Annotated in this window: 16 protein-coding genes and 1 tRNA gene; 7 read left to right on the top strand and 10 right to left on the bottom strand. The window is 68.1% G+C overall.

Features of this window, described 5'->3' with window-relative positions; all coding sequences use genetic code 11:
• The first annotated feature begins 91 nt into the window (after positions 1–91).
• The 6 genes from E5K04_RS09485 (at position 92) to E5K04_RS09460 (ending at position 5,711) form a co-directional block, all read left to right on the top strand.
• Positions 92–979 (top strand): cation diffusion facilitator family transporter, encoded by an 888-nt coding sequence (locus tag E5K04_RS09485; RefSeq protein WP_136553404.1) that lies wholly within the window; start codon positions 92–94, stop codon positions 977–979.
• A gap of 3 nt (positions 980–982) precedes the next feature.
• Positions 983–2,842, top strand: coding sequence for a selenocysteine-specific translation elongation factor (gene selB, locus E5K04_RS09480; protein ID WP_136553402.1), 1,860 nt, complete (start codon positions 983–985; stop codon positions 2,840–2,842).
• A 19-nt stretch (positions 2,843–2,861) separates the two neighbouring features.
• Positions 2,862–2,956: transfer RNA gene (locus E5K04_RS09475), tRNA-Sec, on the top strand.
• An 84-nt stretch (positions 2,957–3,040) separates the two neighbouring features.
• Positions 3,041–3,775, top strand: a complete 735-nt coding sequence (locus E5K04_RS09470) for a (Fe-S)-binding protein (protein ID WP_136553400.1) — start codon at positions 3,041–3,043, stop codon at positions 3,773–3,775.
• On the top strand, positions 3,772–5,151 hold the full coding sequence (locus E5K04_RS09465; protein WP_136553398.1) for a lactate utilization protein B: 1,380 nt from the start codon (positions 3,772–3,774) through the stop codon (positions 5,149–5,151). Before E5K04_RS09470 ends, E5K04_RS09465 begins: the two co-directional genes overlap by 4 nt.
• Positions 5,148–5,711 carry a LutC/YkgG family protein gene (locus E5K04_RS09460; RefSeq protein WP_136553396.1) on the top strand — a complete coding sequence of 188 codons (564 nt, stop codon included), beginning with the start codon at positions 5,148–5,150 and terminating at the stop codon, positions 5,709–5,711. Before E5K04_RS09465 ends, E5K04_RS09460 begins: the two co-directional genes overlap by 4 nt.
• A 97-nt stretch (positions 5,712–5,808) precedes the next feature.
• On the opposite strand, the gene rplI is transcribed toward E5K04_RS09460, so the two are convergent.
• From rplI to E5K04_RS09425, 7 genes are all read right to left on the bottom strand, one after another.
• The gene (gene rplI / locus E5K04_RS09455) at positions 5,809–6,258 is read right to left on the bottom strand and encodes a 50S ribosomal protein L9 (protein ID WP_136553393.1); all 450 of its coding nucleotides are present in this window, start codon (positions 6,256–6,258) and stop codon (positions 5,809–5,811) included.
• A 24-nt stretch (positions 6,259–6,282) separates the two neighbouring features.
• Complete coding sequence (gene rpsR / locus E5K04_RS09450) at positions 6,283–6,510, bottom strand: 30S ribosomal protein S18 (protein WP_136553391.1); 228 nt, start codon at positions 6,508–6,510, stop codon at positions 6,283–6,285.
• A gap of 4 nt (positions 6,511–6,514) precedes the next feature.
• Positions 6,515–6,814, bottom strand: a complete 300-nt coding sequence (gene priB, locus E5K04_RS09445) for a primosomal replication protein N (protein WP_136553390.1) — start codon at positions 6,812–6,814, stop codon at positions 6,515–6,517.
• A 14-nt stretch (positions 6,815–6,828) separates the two neighbouring features.
• Positions 6,829–7,203 carry a 30S ribosomal protein S6 gene (rpsF, locus tag E5K04_RS09440; protein WP_136553388.1) on the bottom strand — a complete coding sequence of 125 codons (375 nt, stop codon included), beginning with the start codon at positions 7,201–7,203 and terminating at the stop codon, positions 6,829–6,831.
• Positions 7,204–7,307: 104 nt separating this feature from the next.
• Positions 7,308–7,517, bottom strand: a complete 210-nt coding sequence (locus tag E5K04_RS09435) for a heavy-metal-associated domain-containing protein (protein ID WP_136553386.1) — start codon at positions 7,515–7,517, stop codon at positions 7,308–7,310.
• A 26-nt stretch (positions 7,518–7,543) separates the two neighbouring features.
• Entirely contained in the window at positions 7,544–8,290 is a 747-nt protein-coding gene (gene rlmB / locus E5K04_RS09430; protein WP_136553384.1) for a 23S rRNA (guanosine(2251)-2'-O)-methyltransferase RlmB, read from the bottom strand.
• A 20-nt stretch (positions 8,291–8,310) separates the two neighbouring features.
• Positions 8,311–11,574 (bottom strand): EAL domain-containing protein, encoded by a 3,264-nt coding sequence (locus tag E5K04_RS09425; RefSeq protein ID WP_235844322.1) that lies wholly within the window; start codon positions 11,572–11,574, stop codon positions 8,311–8,313.
• Between the two features lie 113 nt (positions 11,575–11,687).
• Between E5K04_RS09425 and mfd the strand changes: the two genes are divergently transcribed.
• A complete protein-coding gene (mfd, locus tag E5K04_RS09420; protein ID WP_136553381.1) occupies positions 11,688–15,089 on the top strand; it encodes a transcription-repair coupling factor in 3,402 nt (1,133 codons plus the stop codon).
• Positions 15,090–15,303: 214 nt separating this feature from the next.
• On the opposite strand, the gene E5K04_RS09415 is transcribed toward mfd, so the two are convergent.
• The 3 genes from E5K04_RS09415 to E5K04_RS09405 form a co-directional block, all read right to left on the bottom strand.
• Positions 15,304–16,200, bottom strand: coding sequence for a DMT family transporter (locus E5K04_RS09415; protein ID WP_136553379.1), 897 nt, complete (start codon positions 16,198–16,200; stop codon positions 15,304–15,306).
• A 133-nt stretch (positions 16,201–16,333) separates the two neighbouring features.
• On the bottom strand, positions 16,334–16,696 hold the full coding sequence (locus E5K04_RS09410; RefSeq protein ID WP_136553377.1) for a YgiW/YdeI family stress tolerance OB fold protein: 363 nt from the start codon (positions 16,694–16,696) through the stop codon (positions 16,334–16,336).
• 80 nt (positions 16,697–16,776) lie between these two features.
• Entirely contained in the window at positions 16,777–17,124 is a 348-nt protein-coding gene (locus E5K04_RS09405) for a YgiW/YdeI family stress tolerance OB fold protein (RefSeq protein ID WP_136553374.1), read from the bottom strand.
• Between the last annotated feature and the right edge of the window lie 131 nt (positions 17,125–17,255).

The following is a 17,255-nucleotide window of genomic DNA, read 5'->3' as shown; positions in this document are numbered from 1 at the left end:
GTGTGAACTATTTCACACCAAGCTGCGATAATACACACTTGAAACCATCCCGGCGCCCACCCGCCACGCACCTGGCATTTGCCCTGTACACATGACGCAACACCTAGACCCGAGCGCCGAACGCCACGCGGCGGCGCGCAAGACTACCTTCATCAGCATCGTCGTCAACCTGGTGCTGACCGTGCTGCAGATTGCCGTCGGCTTCTTCGCCCGTTCGCAGGCGTTGATCGCGGACGGTCTGCACTCGCTGTCCGACCTGCTGGCCGACTTTGTGGTACTGATCGCCAGCCACCACAGCCGCAAGGGGCCGGACGAAGACCACCCCTATGGCCACCAACGGTATGAGAACGCCGCCTCGCTGGTGCTAGGCCTGCTGCTGCTGGCGGTCGGCGTCGGCATGCTGGTGTCGGCTGCCGGTAAGTTCAACGACCCGGGGTCCATCCCCCGCGTGCACCCGCTCGCGCTGTTTGTCGCGCTGTTCACCCTCGTCAGCAAGGAAGGGCTGTTCCGCTACATGCTCGGCATCGCCGAGCGGGTACGCTCGACCATGCTGGTGGCCAACGCCTGGCACGCGCGCTCGGACGCGTTGTCGTCGCTGGTGGTCGCGCTGGGCATCGCCGGCAACATGCTGGGCTACCCGCTGCTCGACCCGGCGGCGGCGCTGGTGGTCGGCCTGATGATCGTGAAGACCGGCGGCGAGTTCGCGTGGGACGCCCTGTCCGACCTGATGGACCGCGCGGCCGACGCCGAGGCCGAGGCGAAGATCCGCCAGACGCTGCTCGCGACGCCGGGCGTCGCCGGCCTGCACGACCTGCGCACCCGCAAGATGGGCGACATGATCGTGGTCGACGTCCACCTCGAAGTGGATGGCGAGCTCAACGTGCGCGAGGGGCACGCGATCGCGCTGGATGCGCGCGCGCGGGTGATGGCCGAGCACCCGGTGCTCAACGTGATGACCCACGTCGACCCGGCGCACTGAACGATGATCGTCGCCACCGCAGGCCATGTCGACCATGGCAAGACCTCGCTGATCCGTGCGCTGACCGGCACCGACGCTGACCGCCTGCCCGAGGAGAAGCGGCGCGGCATGACACTGGACCTCGGCTACGCCTTTCTTGAGCGCGCCGGCGGCGGACGCATCGGTTTCGTCGACGTGCCCGGCCACGAGCGTTTCCTCGGCAACATGCTCGCCGGCGTCGGCGGGCTGGGCCACGCGCTGCTGGTGGTCGCCGCCGACGACGGCGTGATGCCGCAGACGCGCGAACACCTGGCCATCCTCAAACTTGCCGGCGCCGCCGGCGTCAGCGTCGTGCTCACCAAGCGCGCACTGGTGGACGACGCGCGCGCGCTTGAGGTACAGGCCGAACTGGACGCGCTGTTCGCCTCGCTCTCGCTTACCCCCGCCGCGCGCTTCGAGGTGGACAACGTCAGCGGCGACGGCATCCCCGCCTTGCGCGACTTCCTCGCCGCGCTGCCGGAAGCGGACGCCGCGCCCAGGCGCTTCCGGCTGGCGATCGACCGCGTGTTCACCGTCAAGGGCGCCGGCCTGGTGGTCACCGGCAGCGCGCTCGCGGGCAAGGTGGCCGTCGGCGACAGCGTGTGGCTCGCCGGCCGCGCGGCGCCCTTGCGCGTGCGCGCCTTGCACGCGCAGTCGCAGGCTGCCGAGCTCGGCCTGGCCGGCGAACGCCTCGCGCTCAACCTGGCGGGTGATATCAAGCGCGAAGACGTCGAGCGCGGCGACTGGCTGCTCGGGCGGGCAGCCCCCGCGCCTTGCCAGCGGGCGAGCGTCGCGCTGCACCTGCTGCCCGGCGTGGCGCTCAGCCACTGGCAGGCCGTGCAGGTGCACCACGGCGCGTCCCGGGTGACCGGCCGCGTCGCGCTGCTGGACGGCGCGCTTGCCGAACTGGCGCTGGATGCGCCGCTGTGGCTCGCTGACAACGACAGGCTGATCGTGCGCGACGCCGCTGCCCGCGAGACGCTCGCCGGCGCGCGCGTGCTCGAGCTCGCGCCCCCCGCGCGCGGCAAACGTGCACCGGCGCGCCTGGCTACCCTCAGCCAGCTTGCCGCGTGCGACCGTGACGCGGCGGCGCTCGCGCTATTGGCCGACGCCGACGCGGTGGAACTCTCCGCGTTCGAGTGGGCACGCCAGCGGGACGACTGCGAGGCGCTGGCCTTGGCCGCAGGCCTGAAGGTGGCCGCTGGCTACGCGGTGTCGCCGGCACGCTGGGATACGCTGGCAAACACCTTGCTGGGCAGGCTTGCCACCCTGCACGCGGCGCAACCCGACCAGCGCGGCGCCGCACGCGAGCGCCTCAAGCGCCTCGCCTTACCGCGCAGCCCGCAGCCGCTGTTCGACGTGCTGGTGGCGGACTTGCTCTCAGACGGCCGGCTCGCGCAAAGCCAGGGCTGGCTGCACCTGCCCGGCCACGTGCTGGCCTTCAATAGCAGTGAGGCCGCACGCTGGCCGCTACTTGCGGCGCAACTGGGCGACACCGACGGCTGGGTGCGCGACCTGGCGCGCGCGGCCGGCATGGAAGAGACCGAGGCGCGCGCGCTGCTGAAGACGGCCGCACGGCTGGGGCTGGTGGTCGCCATCGTCCCCGACCGCTACTACCGCGCCGCGCGCGTCGAAGAGATGGCCAGCATGGTGCGCGAGATCGCCCAGCGCGACGGCCATGTCGACGCGGCGAGCTTCCGCGACGCGGTCGGCGCCGGGCGCAAGCTGGCGATCCAGATCCTCGAATTCTTCGATCGCAGCGGGCTGACCCGCCGCCAGGGCGACCGCCACCTTCTGCGCGACGCGCAGCTCTTTGCGCCGCCTGCGGCGGACGGCCAAGCCTGATAGAATACGCGCTCCTTGCGGAAGGTCTGCGTCCCCGGTGGGGCGGCCGGTCTTCAAAACCGGATGGGGCCGCCAGCGGTCCCGGGTGGGTTCGACTCCCATGGCCTTCCGCCACCATCGCCGTCTAGGGTAAGCCCCGATGGCAAGCACCGGCCGCCGGGGCTTTAATCGGGGCATCGCAAGCCAGGCATCCCGCACATGAAAATCGGCCTGTTCGTCCCCTGCCACGTCAACGAGCTCGCCCCCGAAGTCGCCATCGCGACGCTCGAGCTGCTCGAAGGCTACGGCCTCACCGTCGACTACCCGCTCGCGCAGACCTGCTGCGGCCAGCCGCAGTTCAACAACGGCGACGTGGCCGGCGCCAACCGCGCCGCCATGCGTTTTGCCGACGTGTTCGACGGCTACGACTACATCGTCAGCCCCGGCACCAGCTGCGTGAGCCACATCGGCGCGCACACCCCGGACGCTCTGTCGGGCACCCGCTCGCGCGTCTACGAACTGGTCGAATTCCTGCAGGACGTGCTCAAAGTCGAGCATCTGCCCAAGCCGGTGTACTTCCCGCACAAGGTATCGTTGCACCAGAGCTGCCACGGCCTGCGCCTGCGCGCACACGCGACGCCGTCCGAGCGGATGCTGCCCTGGCAGTCGCGCCTCGAGCGCATCCTCTCTCTCGTTGACGGTGTCAGCGTCGTCCACCCGCCCAGACGCGACGAGTGCTGCGGCTTCGGCGGCAGCTTCTGCGTCGACGAGCCCGACGTCTCGGTCGCGATGGGCGAAGACCGCGTCGACGGCCACGCGGCGACCGGCGCCGAATTCATCGTCGGCGCCGAGCCCTCGTGCCTGATGCATATGGGCGGGGTGATCCGCGCGCAGGGCAAGCCGATCCGCCCCCTGCACATCGCGCTGCTACTGACCGGGCGGGGGGGCGCATGAAAGACGACTCCATCCGCCACCCGGACGCCGCGCGCGCCTTCCTCGCCGACCGCGAGCGCGCACGCTGGCACGACTCGGCGATCTGGTGGGTGCGCCAGAAGCGCGACGCGCAGATGGCGCAACTGCCCGAGTGGGAAACACTGCGTTCGATGGCCGAGCAGATCAAGGCACATACGCTGTCGCATCTGGACGAATACCTCGAGGCATTCGAGCGCAAGGCGCAGGAAAACGGCGTCGTCGTGCACTGGGCGAAGGACGCCGACGAACACAACCGCATCGTGCACGGCCTGCTCGCCGAGCGCGGGGTGAACAAGCTCGTCAAATCCAAGTCGATGCTCACCGAAGAATGCGGGCTCAATCCCTACCTCGAGGCGCGCGGCGTCGAGGTGATCGACACCGACTTGGGCGAGCGCATCGTGCAGCTGCGCCACGAGGCGCCCAGCCACATCGTGATGCCGGCGATCCACCTGAAGAAGCAGCAGATCGGCGAGCTGTTCGAGCGCGAGCTGGGCACCGAACCGGGCAACGCGGATCCGACCTACCTCACCCACGCCGCGCGCGCCAACCTGCGCGGACATTTCCTGAGCGCTGGCGCCGGCCTCACCGGCGTCAACTTCGCGATCGCCGAGACTGGCGGCTTGGTGGTGTGCACCAACGAGGGCAACGCGGACCTGGGCAGCGCGCTGCCGCCGCTACATATCGCGTGCATGGGGCTGGAGAAGCTGATCCCCAGGCTCGAACACCTGGGCGTGTTCACCCGCTTGCTGGCGCGCTCGGCGATCGGCTCGCCGACCACCACCTACACTTCGCACTTCAACAAGCCGCGTCCGGGGGGCGAGTTGCACGTGGTGATCGTCGACAACGGCAGAAGCGAGATCCTCGGCCGCGCAGACTTCTACCAGAGCCTGCGCTGCATCCGTTGCGGCGCGTGCATGAACACCTGCCCGGTCTACCGCCGAAGCTCGGGCTACAGCTACAGCTACATCATCCCCGGGCCGATCGGCTCGACGCTCGGCCCCAGCCGCGACATCAGGAAGCACGCGAGCATGGCGTTCGCGTGCACCACCTGCGCCTCGTGCGACAACGTCTGCCCGGTACGCATCCCGCTCTCCGGGCAACTGGTCGCCCAGCGCGCGCGCGCGTGGCAGGCCGGCGCGCTGCCAGCGGGCAAACGCGCGGCGATTGGTGCGCTCGGCGCGCTTGCCCGCCACCCGGCGCTATTCGCGCTGGCCGGCAAGACGCTGCGCAAGGTCGTGCCCATCCTGCCCGAACGCATCGCGCAAAACACCCCGTACAGCCGCCCGGGGCGTGCGCTGCCCGAGATGCCGGCGCAGAGCTTCCGCGAGTGGTGGCTGCAAAACAGGAAGAAACCATGAGCCGGGACGACATCCTCGCGCGCATCCGCCGCCACCGCCCGACTGCCAGCAAGCTGCCCGACATTCACGCGCCGGCCTTCATCTGCTATGAAGACCGTTTCGCACAGTTCGCCACGCTGATCGGCAACCTCGGTGGCCACGCGCTGACGCTCGCGCCGGGGCAGACCGTGCGCGAGGCGGTAAACGCACACTGGCCAGAACAGGGCCGGGTGGTCGACACCAGGCAAGCGATGCTCGACGAGGCGGCAACCCCGCACGACTGGGCCGACGTCGACATCGCCATCGTGCCCGGCCAGCTTGCGGTCGCCGAGAACGCCGCGGTGTGGGTGAGCCAGGACGCGCTTGCCTACCGCTCGCTGTACTTCCTCGCGCAGCGGCTGGCGATGGTCGTGCCGCAGGGGGCCTTGGTCGACACCATGCGCGACGCCTACGACCGCGTCGAGTTTGCCGAGCACGGCTTCGGCAGCTTCATCTCCGGCTCGTCGCGTACCGCCGACATCGAACAGAGCCTGGTGATGGGCGCACACGGCGCGATGGCCGCGCTGGTGGTGTTCGAGTAACAGGCACCAAAAAGCCTGCCGGCGACAGAGCGCGGGCAGGCGATGCAAGAAAAAAGCCGGCGCGATGCGCCGGCTTTTTTGCGGGGTCAGACCGGGATCAGGCTTCGCCGACCACGATGACCTTGATGGCAGCCACGACGTCGTGGTGCAGTGCGATCTCGAGGTCGTACTCGCCGATGGCCTTCAGCTGGCCGTTCGGCATACGCACTTCGGAGCGCGCCACTTCAACACCAGCGGCGGTGATCGCAGCGGCGATGTCGGCGTTGGTCACCGAACCGAACAGACGGCCGTCAACGCCGGCTTTCTGAGCGATGGTGAACTCGGCGCCTTCCAGCTTCTCGGCGCGGACCTTGGCGTCAGCCAGGATCTCGGCTTGCTTGGCTTCCAGTTCGGCGCGGCGGGCTTCGAACGCTTCCAGGTTGGCGGCGGTCGCGCGCTTGGCCTTGCCCTGCGGGATCAGGAAGTTGCGGGCGTAGCCCTCTTTCACCTTGACCACGTCACCCAGTTGACCCAGGTTAGCCACTTTTTCGAGCAGAATGATTTGCATCTTGTGTAGTCCCTTTCTGTCGACTTAGTGCTGGTCGGTGTACGGCAGGAAAGCCAGGAAACGCGCGCGCTTGACCGCAGTGGTCAGCTGGCGCTGGTAACGGGCCTTGGTACCGGTGATACGGGCCGGGATGATCTTGCCGTTTTCGGCGATGAAATCCTTCAGCAGGTCGACTGCCTTGTAGTCGACGTGCTTGATGCCTTCTGCCGTGAAGCGGCAGAACTTCTTGCGCTTGAAGAGTTGACGAGCCATTTTCTTAACCTTTTACAAATTCTGCGGATTCGATGTGCAGTACCAACCTCGGGTTGCGCAGGCTGCGTTGACTGAGGAAACCCTCGAACGTCAGCACCTGCCCGGCGACCCGGCCGGCGAACTTCCTGCCGGCTTCGCCGACCATGACGGCCTGTATCTCACAGCGCACGTCGCGGTCGAGGCCGGCTTCGCGTTGTCTGGAACCGTGTGCCAGCCACATCTCCAGCACCGGGATCCCGGCGGGGGTGTAGCGCAACGCTTCCTCACGCGTCACCGACGCGGTCAGTACCAGTCTGTTCTGCAAGGACTGGCCTGGGATCAGGCAGCAACCTCGCCTTCGGCGGCCGGCTGGTTGTCCAGCAGGTTCTTGGCCTTCTCATCCTTCATCATCGGGGAAGCCTCGGTGACGGGCTTGTCCATCTTGATGGTCAGATGACGCAGAACGGCATCGTTGAATTTGAAGGCGTGCTCGATCTCGGCCAGGGTCTCAACGCCGCACTCGACGTTCATCAGCACGTAGTGAGCCTTGTGCACTTTCTGGATCGGGTAAGCCAGCTGGCGGCGGCCCCAGTCTTCCAGGCGGTGGATGGTGCCTTCGGCGCCCAGGACCATGCCCTTGTAACGCTCGATCATGGCCGGGACTTGTTCACTCTGGTCCGGATGGACGATGAACACGATCTCGTAATGACGCATGTAAACTCCTTGTGGCTATAAAGCCTTTCGCCATGCGGTAGCGAAAGGCAAGGGTTGAAACCGGCGGATTATACGCAAGCGGGTCGTCCGAGGCAAACGCGGCCTCAGCCGACGACCTCGAAGCCGGCGTCGCTGATCGCCTCGGCGACCAGTTCGCGCTCGGGCAGCGCGCCGTCGTACTCGACCTCGACGCGGCCGCTGGCCAGGTCGACCGTCACCTTGTGCACGCCGTCGAGCGCCTCGACCGCGCGGGTCACGCCGGCGGCGCAACCGCCGCAACTCATGCCGGCCACCTGCAGGATCATCTTTTGCATCTACTTGACTCCCGTCGCGTAAGAAATCAGCGGCCGGCCAGCGTGCGCTGGCGGCGGCTCTCGGACAGCACCATGCCGGCAGACACCGACACGTTCAGGCTCTCGACCGTGCCGAACATCGGGATCGACACCAGCACGTCGCAATGTTCGCGGGTCAGCCGGCGCATGCCCTCGCCCTCGGCCCCCATCACCCACGCGAGCGGGCCTGCCGCGTCGAAGTGGTAGAGGTCGGTGTCGGCCTCCATGGTGGTGCCGGCGATCCACACGCCGCTGTCCTTCAAGTCGCGCAGGGTGCGCGCGAGGTTGGTCACCGTGATATAGGGCACCACCTCGGCCGCGCCGCAGGCGACCTTGGAGACGGTGGCGTTGATGCCGGCCGAGCGGTCCTTCGGCGCGATCACCGCGTGCGCGCCCATCGCGTCGGCCACGCGCAGGCAGGCGCCGAGGTTGTGCGGGTCGGTCACGCCGTCGAGGATCAGCAACAAGGGCGGCTCGGCCAGGTTTTCCAGCACGTCGTCCAGCGTCACGTGGCTGCGCGAGGCATCGATCACCGCGGCGACCCCCTGGTGGCGTGCGCCGCCGGTCATGCTGTCCAGCCGGGCCTTGTCGACAATGTGCAGCTTGATGCCTTCGGCCGCGGCCTTGTCGAGCACGGCCTGCGCGCGCGCGTCGTGGCGGCCGCCGGCCAGGTAGATCTCGATCAGGCTCTTCGGGTTCTGCCACAGGCGGGCGTTGGCCGCGTGAAAGCCGTGTATGAGTTTGCGGTTGCTCACCTTGGGATTCCCGTCGCTATTCATAAGGCCGCGTATTCTACCTCCGCCTCGCGCTGCGCCGCCACGGCGAGCCGGTCGATGCAGGCGGGCAGCTCTGCCGCCGGCAGCGGACGGCTGAACAAATAGCCCTGCAGCGCGTTGCAGCCGTTGTCGCGCAGGAAGGCGCTCTGCGCTGCCGTCTCCACGCCCTCGGCGACCACGGTATAGCGCAGCTTGCGCGCCATCGCGACGATGGCTTGCGCGATGGCCACGCTGTCGTCGTCGCCGGGCAGCCCTTCGACGAAGGAGCGGTCGATCTTCAGCGTGTCCAGCGGGAAACGCTTGAGCATGGACAGCGACGAGTAGCCGGTGCCGAAGTCGTCGAGCGCGAGGGTGACGCCCAGCGCCTTGAGCTGGCGCAGCACCAGCACCGCCTCCTCCGGCTTTTGCATCAGCAGGCTCTCGGTCAGTTCGACCTCGAGGCGGCTCGCGTCGATGCCGGCCGCCTCCAGCGCGCCGTCGATCATGGACACGAGGTCGGCCTGCTCGAACTGTCGCGCCGACAGGTTGACCGCGACCCTTGGCACATGCACGCCTTGCGCGTCCCAGCGGGCCATCTGCAGGCAGGCCTCGCGCAACACCCAGGCGCCGATCTGCTTGATCAGCCCGGTCTCCTCGGCCAGCGGGATGAAACGCACCGGCGACACCAGCCCAAGCTGCGGGTGGCGCCAGCGGATCAGCGTCTCGACACCGAGCAACTCGCCGCGTAGAGGTGAGAGCTGCGGCTGGTAATGCAGCTCGAACTCGCCCTTTTCCAGCGCCTGCCTGAGCGCGTTCTCCAGCAGCAGCCGCTCGACCGTCTGCGAATTCATGTCGGCGTTGAAGAACTGGAAGGTGTTCTTGCCCTGCTCCTTGGCACGGTACATCGCGACGTCGGCGTTCTTGAGCAGGGTGCGCGCGTCGATGCCGTCGCCTGGGTACACGCTGACGCCGATGCTGGCGGTGACGAACAGCTCCTGGGTTTCCAGGAGCAGCGGCTTCGCCAGTTCGGCAAGCACCTCGTCGGCGATCGCACAGAGCTGCTCACGGCTGCGGTAGTCCTCGACGATCAGCGTGAACTCGTCGCCGCCCAGCCGCGCGACCATGCCGTAACGGCCACAGATGCGGGTCAGCCGCGCGGAGATCTCGGTCAACAGGCCGTCGCCTGCCTGGTGGCCGAACGAGTCGTTGATCAGCTTGAAGCGGTCAAGGTCGATGAACATCAGCGCGAGGCGGAACTCGTCGTCGGCGCTGCCGCCGGCCAGCGCGTTGTCGAGGTGGCCGATCAGGTGGCTGCGGTTGGGAAGGCCGGTCAGCGGGTCGTGGTTGGCCAGGAAGTGCAGCCGCTCTTCGGCCAGCTTGCGCTCGGTGATGTCGGTGAACACGCCGACGTAGTTGCTGATGGCGCCGTCCGCCTCGCGCACCGCGGAGAGGGTCAGCTCGGCTGGGTACCACTCGCCATCCTTGCGCTTGTCGTACATCTCGCCGCTCCAGAAACCGGTGCGCGACAGCTCGGCCAGCAGCGCGCCGCCACCGTCCACGCCGCGGAACATCCGCGACACGCGCCCGGCCGCTTCCTCGTAGCGGTAGCCGGTGATGCGGGTGAACGCCTGGTTGACGGTGATGATGCAGCCGGTGGCGTCGGTGATCAGGATGCCCTCGGTCGAGTTCTCGAATACCTTGGCCGCCAGTCTCAACTCGGTCTGCGCCGACACGCGGTCGGACACGTCGATCGCGACGCCGATGAACGCCGGCTCGCCGCGGTACTCGATCAGCCGGCTATGCACCTCGATGTCGACCGCCGAGCCATTCCTGTGGCGCAGGCGGGTCGAGAAACGCATCACCTTGACCTTCTGCTCCTTGCGCAACTGGATCTGCCGCGCGATCCGCTCGACCTCCTCCGGCATCAGGTAGTCGTAAAGCATGACACCGGCCAGCTCCTCGACCCGGTAGCCGCCCATCTCGGCCAGCGTCGGGTTCAGGTAGACGATGCGGCCGTCCTGCTGGATGAAGATGCCGACCAGGGACTGCTCGACCACGGCACGGTACTGGTCGATCATCTCGCCGCGCGCCTGTTCGTCCCGCTTGATGTCCGTGACGTCGGACGCGATGGTGCCGACCCCCGACAGCCGGCCGCCGCTGTCGAACAGCGGGAACATCGTCGCAAGCCAGGTGCTAGCCTCCTCGCCCAGCACCACCTGCTCTTCCTGCTGGCAGACCTCACGGCTCGCACGGACCCGGCCGGCGAGCGCTTCCAGTTGCCCGGCCAGCGCGGGGGGCAGGAAATCGCCGGAGCGCCGGCCGATCACCGCCGCTTGCGGCACGCCCAGCAGCGACGCGCACGCCTGGTTGGCCAGCAGGTAGCGCCCGTCCAGGTCCTTGATCGCCATGATGTTCGGGCTCTGGTTGATCAGCGCCTCGAAGCGGGCGTGGCTGTCGCGCAGCGCCTGCTCCTGCCGGCGCAGCCGCGCGCTCGCGAGCGAGAGCATCAGCGCGGCCGTCACGCTCACCGCGCTGAGCAAGGCGCCGCTCAAGGCGTCTGCCGTGGCTACGGGCTGGGGGTGCCCCAGCCACGCCAGCGTCCACGCCCCCGCGTACACGGCAAGCGGCCCGGCCATGCCGAAACGGCCGGCCGCCCACAGGTAGAGCGGCGCATAGCAAAGTTCGAGCGGGACCTGCGAGGCCTGTGCGTGGCCGTAACCGAACCAGAGCAGGCCCTGCACGCCCAGCACCAGCACAAGTTCGCAGGCCGCCGGCCAGCCGGGCCTGTGCTGCCAGAGCGCCGCGCCGGCGCAGGCAAGCAAGGTCGCCACCGCCAGCCACAGCGCGGGCAGCGTCGTGACGGCCGCCCCGCCCCAGTCGCCGGCGAGCACCCACGGCACAAGCGCGAACAAGGCCGGCAACACCGTCAGGCGCAACAGGAACAGCAGCAGGCGGCCGCCCGTCGACGGTGCCTCGCGGAGCGCGCCACGCATCAGCTGCAGCGCGCCCGCGCACAACAACAGCGAGGTGCCCCACCGGGCGGCCACAGGCACCCCCAAGGGCAGCAAGACCGCCGTGAACAGCGCAAGCCCGCCCCAGAACGCCCGCGAGGCCAACAGCGGCGCACCGGCGTCGCCCCGCAAGCGGGACACCCACCACAGCACCAGTGCGGCATGCATGAACCACAGTGGCGAAATCAGTACGCCCTGCGCGAACAGGTCGGGCAAGCTGCCCGCAACAAACGGCTCGGCCGTGATCGGCCAGATAGCCGGACTCCACTGCATGGTTACCCTCATCCCTCTTGCTGTTGGCGGTGCCTGGCCTGCAGGCGTCGCGGCCCGCGTCTTTGCGCGGTGACGCGCTTATAATAACGGCTTAACCCCGACCTTGTAGCGCAATGTCATTACCTGCCTCCCTGCCGTGGCCCATCGCCGGCCAGAAAACCCGTCTCGTCACCCCGCCGGCCGGTGCCGACGCCGCCTGGCTCGCCGCACAGGCGGGCGGCGACACGCCCCTGCTGGTGCTGGCCGCCAGCGCGCAAGCCGCGCAAAGGCTGAAGACCGAGATCGCCTTCTTCCGTCCGGCCCTGCGCGTCGCGCTGCTGCCGGACTGGGAGACGCTGCCGTACGACCACTTCTCGCCGCACGCCGACCTGGTGTCCGAACGCCTGCTCACGCTGTGGCAAATCCGCCAAAACGCGTGCGACGTGGTGATCGCGCCGGTGGCGACCGCGCAGGGGAAGCTGCCGCCGCCGTCCTTCCTCGCCGCGCGCACCTTCTTCCTCAAGACCGGCCAGTCCCTCGACGTCGACGCGCTGCGCGCCGACCTCGTCACCGGCGGCTACCAGCACGTGACGCAGGTGATGGTGCCCGGCGAATTCTCGATCCGCGGCGGGCTGGTCGACCTCTACCCGATGGGCAGCACGCTGCCGTTCCGGGTCGATTTGTTCGACGACGAGATCGAATCGATCCGCACCTTCGACCCGGACAGCCAGCGCACGCAGGACACCGTGCCCGAAGTGCGCATGCTGCCGGCGCGCGAGTACCCGGCCGACGAGGCCGGCGTCACCGCCTTTCGCCAGCACTGGCGCGAGCGGATGGAGGGCGACCCCAGCCGCAGCCGCATCTACCGCGACGTGTCCGCCAGCAGCTGGCCGGCCGGCATCGAGTACTACCTGCCGCTGTTCTTCGACGAGACGGCGACGCTGATCGACTACTTCCGCACGGCGCCCACCGTGGTGCTGCTGGGCGACGCGATAGGCGCCGCCGAAGAGTTCTGGCGCGAAGTGGAGAGCCGCTACCGGATGGGCCTGGGCGACCCGGAGCGGCCGCTGCTGCCGCCCACCGCGCTCTTCTTGCGCGCCGACGAGTTGATGGGTTTGGTGAAGCCCTTGCCGCGCTTCGAGACGGGCGACACGGGTGAGGCGCTGCCGTTTGCCGCGCTGCCCGACCTGGCCGTCGAGCGCCGCGCCGACGCGCCGCTGCAAAAGCTGGCCGACTATTTGGCCGCCACCGACGCGCGCGTGCTGCTGCTCGCCGAGAGCCTGGGCCGGCGCGAGACCATGCAGGCCTTCCTCGCCGACAACGGCATCCGCACCCAGACGGTCGACAACTGGGCGGCGTTTGTGTCGGGCGACATGAAGGTCGCGCTGTCGGTCGGCCCCCTGTGGTCGGGCTACGCGCAACTCGACCCTGCACTGGTCGTCATCACCGAGTCCGAACTCTACCGTCACGTCGCGCGCGCCGGCACGCGCCGGCGCAAGCGCGTCGCCAGCTCGGACAGTATGTTGCGCGACCTGGCCGAGGTGAAGGTCGGCGACCCGGTGGTGCACGAGGCGCACGGCATCGGCCGCTACATGGGCCTCGTCACGCTGGACCTGGGCCTGGGCGAGACCGAGCTGATGCAGCTGGAGTACGCCGACGGCGCGGTGCTCTACGTGCCGGTCGAACAACTGGCGATGATCTCGCGCTACGCAGGCGCCGCCGCCGACGAGGTACACCTGCACCGCCTGGGCAACCCGGCGTGGGAGAAGGCGCGCAAGAAGGCCGCCGAGAAGGCGCGCGACACCGCTGCGGAGCTTCTCAACCTCTACGCGCAGCGCGCGCTGCGCGAGGGGCACGCCTTCACCATGAGCCACCACGACTACGAGGCGTTCGCCGAGGGCTTCGGCTTCGAGGAGACGGCCGACCAGGCCAGCGCCATCGAGGCGGTGATCGCCGACATGACCTCGGGCAAGCCGATGGACCGCCTGGTGTGCGGCGACGTCGGCTTCGGCAAGACCGAAGTCGCGCTCAGGGCCGCCTTCGTCGCGGTGATGGGCGGCAAGCAGGTGGCGGTGCTGGTGCCGACCACGCTTCTGGCCGAACAGCACGCGCAAAGCTTCGCCGACCGCTTCGCCGACTGGCCGGTGAAGATCGCCAGCCTGTCGCGCTTCAACACCTCGAAGGCGACGACGGCGGCGCTCAAGGGGCTCGCCGACGGCTCGGTCGACATCGTGATCGGCACCCACAAGCTGGTGCAGCCGGACGTGCACTTCAAGAACCTCGGCCTCGTCATCATCGACGAGGAGCACCGCTTCGGCGTGCGCCAGAAGGAGCAGCTCAAGCGGCTGCGCGCCAACGTCGACGTGCTGACGCTGACCGCGACGCCGATCCCGCGCACGCTGTCGATGGCGCTGGAAGGCCTGCGTGACTTTTCCGTGATCGCCACCGCCCCCAGCCGCCGGCTGTCGGTGAAGACCTTCGTCAGCCCCTTGCGCGACGGGGTGATCCGTGAGGCGGTGCTGCGCGAACTCAAGCGCGGCGGCCAGGTGTTCTTCCTGCACAACGAGGTCGACACCATCCCCAATATGCGGGACAAGCTCGCCGAACTGTTGCCCGAGGCACGCATCGGCGTCGCCCACGGCCAGATGCCCGAGCGCGAACTCGAGCAGGTGATGCGCGACTTCATGCAGCAGCGCTACAACCTCCTGCTGTGCTCGACCATCATCGAGACCGGCATCGACATCCCGAACGCCAACACCATCCTGATCAACCGCGCCGACCGCTTCGGCCTCGCCCAGCTGCACCAGTTGCGTGGCCGGGTCGGGCGCAGCCACCACCAGGCCTACGCCTATTTGCTCACGCCGGACGGCATGACGCGCGACGCGCAAAAGCGGCTGGAGGCGATCCAGCTCTCCGAGGAGCTGGGCGCGGGTTTTTATCTGGCGATGCACGACCTGGAGATCCGCGGCGCCGGCGAAGTGCTGGGCGAGGGCCAGTCGGGAGAAATGCAGGAAGTCGGCTTCGGCCTCTACACCGAGATGCTCAAGCAGGCGGTGCGCGCGCTCAAGAAAGGGCGCGAACCCGACCTCGACCAGCCGCTGGGGGTGACTACCGAAGTCAACCTGTACAGCCCGGCGCTGCTGCCCGAGGCGTACTGCCCGGACGTGCACGAGCGGCTGGTACTCTACAAGCGGCTCGCCACCTGCGAGAGCAGCGACGAGATCGACGCCATGCACGAGGAGCTGATCGACCGCTTCGGCCTGCCGCCGCAAGCCGTGAAGACGCTGATCGAGAGCCACCAGCTGCGCCTGATGGCCAAGGCCCTCGGCGTCGCCAAGCTGGAGGCGAGCGACAGCGTGGTGCAGCTGAGTTTCGTCAAGAAACCCGACGTCGACCCGATCAAGATCATTGCGCTGATGCAAAGCGGCAAGGGCTACAAGATGGCCGGCCCCGACAAGCTGCGCTGCGAGGTGAAGCTCGCCGATGTCGCCGCGCGCGTCGCCAAGGTGCGCGAGATCATGAAGGCGCTGGCCTGACCCTCACCCGCCCCTCTCCCGCCCGCACCGTAGGGTAGGTTAGGCCGCAGGCCGTAACCCACCAGCCAGCGGGAGAAGACATCGTGCAGGGCGTAGGGTGGGTTAGGCCACAGGCCGTAACCCACCGGCCAGCGGGAGAAGACACCGTGCAGCGCCGCCCGCGGGCAGGCAGCCCTGCCCCGCGTGACGCCGCGCGGCAAGGGTGGCTAGCCCCTCAGCCGGCCTGCGCGGCCGCGCTCGGCGCGGCTTCGTTTTGGCGCTGGCTCAGCCACACCCCTGCGAACACCAGCACGCAGGCGAACCACTGCGCGGCATTCAGCGTCTCGCCGAGGATGGCCCACGCCAGCAGCACCGCGAACACCGGGATCAGGTTGGTGAACATCGCCGCCTGCGCAACCGGCACCCGACACACCGCCCAGGTGTAGAGCCCGTACGAGCCCAGCGTGATGCCGGCGCCCAGATACACCACCCAGAAGCTCGGCCACAGCGGGAACACGGTCGGCCATTCGACCCACGGCGTGAACATGGCGGCGCCGAACCACAGACTGCCGGTCACCGACTGCACGCAGGTGAGCAACAGCGGCGAGTAGCGGCCGGACAGGCGCTTGGCGACCAGCATGTAGGCGGCCCCGCACACCATCGCCAGGAACTGCAGCAGGTTGCCGAGCACCGGGTTGGGCGCGGATGCGCTCTCACCTGCCCCGGCGGTCAGCCAGACTACACCGGCCATCGACACTGCCATCCCCGCCCACATGCGCGCCGATTGCCGCTCGCCGAGGAACAGCATCGCGCCGACCGCGACCAGCATCGGCAGCGTCGCGGTGAGGATCGCCGCCTGAGACGCGCTGGTGAGCATCAGCGCCTGCGCCTCGAACAGGAAATAGAGGCAAGGCTCGGCCAGCCCCAGCGCCAGAAGCCACTTCCAGTCCCCCTTTCGGTAGTGGCCGCGCGCGCCGGTCAGCCGGATCAGCGGCAGCACGCAGACGGTGGCGATCAGCATGCGGGCGAACAGCACGGCGACCGGGTCGAACACGGCGAACACGTATTTCAGCGCAATGAAGGAACTGGCCCACAGCAGCATCGCAAGGATCAGCGCAAGGTAGGGAAGCATACAAACCACCAGACATTTTGCTCATGGCATTTTGCCACCTGATAGCATACGCCGTCTAACTTACGCAGCGGTGGGTGCGCGCACAAAAAACCCGCAGCACGCTGCGGGTTTTTCGCGTCCGGCTCGCGCCGCCTTATTTCAGTAACTCGACCTGCTTGACGTCGACTTCGTCCTGCCCGGCCAGTTCGCGGTCGACCTCGCCGCTCAGGCGCACGCGCTGCTTGGCATCGAAGTTGGCCTTGGGCATGTGCTTGTGGTCGATCTCGACCGTGATCTCGCCGCTGGCGTCACGGAACAGGTAACGATCCTTGCCCAGGTGACGGACGATATGGCCTTCGAGCACCACCGCCGTGTCGTCGGCCGCCTTGATCGCCTCTTGCGCGCTCATCTTGGCGGGCGGCTGCGCGCCGGGGCCGGTGTAGCCGGCCTGGGCGATCAGCGGTGTACCGACGGTGAGGGCGAGGGCCAGCGCGAGGACAGTCTTCTTGGCAGACATGGAATGCTCCTGTTCTTCAATATGGATAAAGGGTAGAACTTCGACCTACGTTATAGGCCGACTCTGGCGGACTGCCTGCCTCAGTCGAGCAGTTCGACGCGCTTGACCTCGACTTCTCGCGCCCCGTACCACGCCTTGTCGACCTTGCCGCTCAGGCGCACGCGGACCTTGTCGTCGAAGGCGACGCCGGGCAGGCGCTTGTCGTCGATCTCGACCTCGCCCTCGCCGCTCTGGTCGGCAAACAGGTAGCGCTCGTGGCCGAGCTTCTTCGTGAGGCGCCCTTCGAGCAGGAAGGCGGCGTCGTCGCCGGCGGACTGGGCCTGGGTGATGGTGCGCACGGCAGGCGCGCTGCCCGGCCCCTGGTAGGCGGCGTAGGCGGCGAGCGGAGCAAGTGCGGCAAACAGGGCGGCGATGGCGGCTTTTTTCATGCGGGTTGTCCTTGTGCGTTGGCTTTCGATGCACGCATTAGGCCCGAGCCACCTTAAAGAAAACTTAAGCGAGCAGGCTCTTTCACATCTCGCGCAGACAAAACAAAACCGCCCAGCAAGCCGGGCGGTTC

Origin of the sequence: Crenobacter intestini (assembly GCF_004919095.1) — a bacterium.
Taxonomy (GTDB): domain Bacteria; phylum Pseudomonadota; class Gammaproteobacteria; order Burkholderiales; family Chromobacteriaceae; genus Craterilacuibacter; species Craterilacuibacter intestini.
The sequence above is the reverse complement of the archived record's forward strand: the minus strand, read 5'-3'. Positions and strand labels throughout refer to the sequence as shown.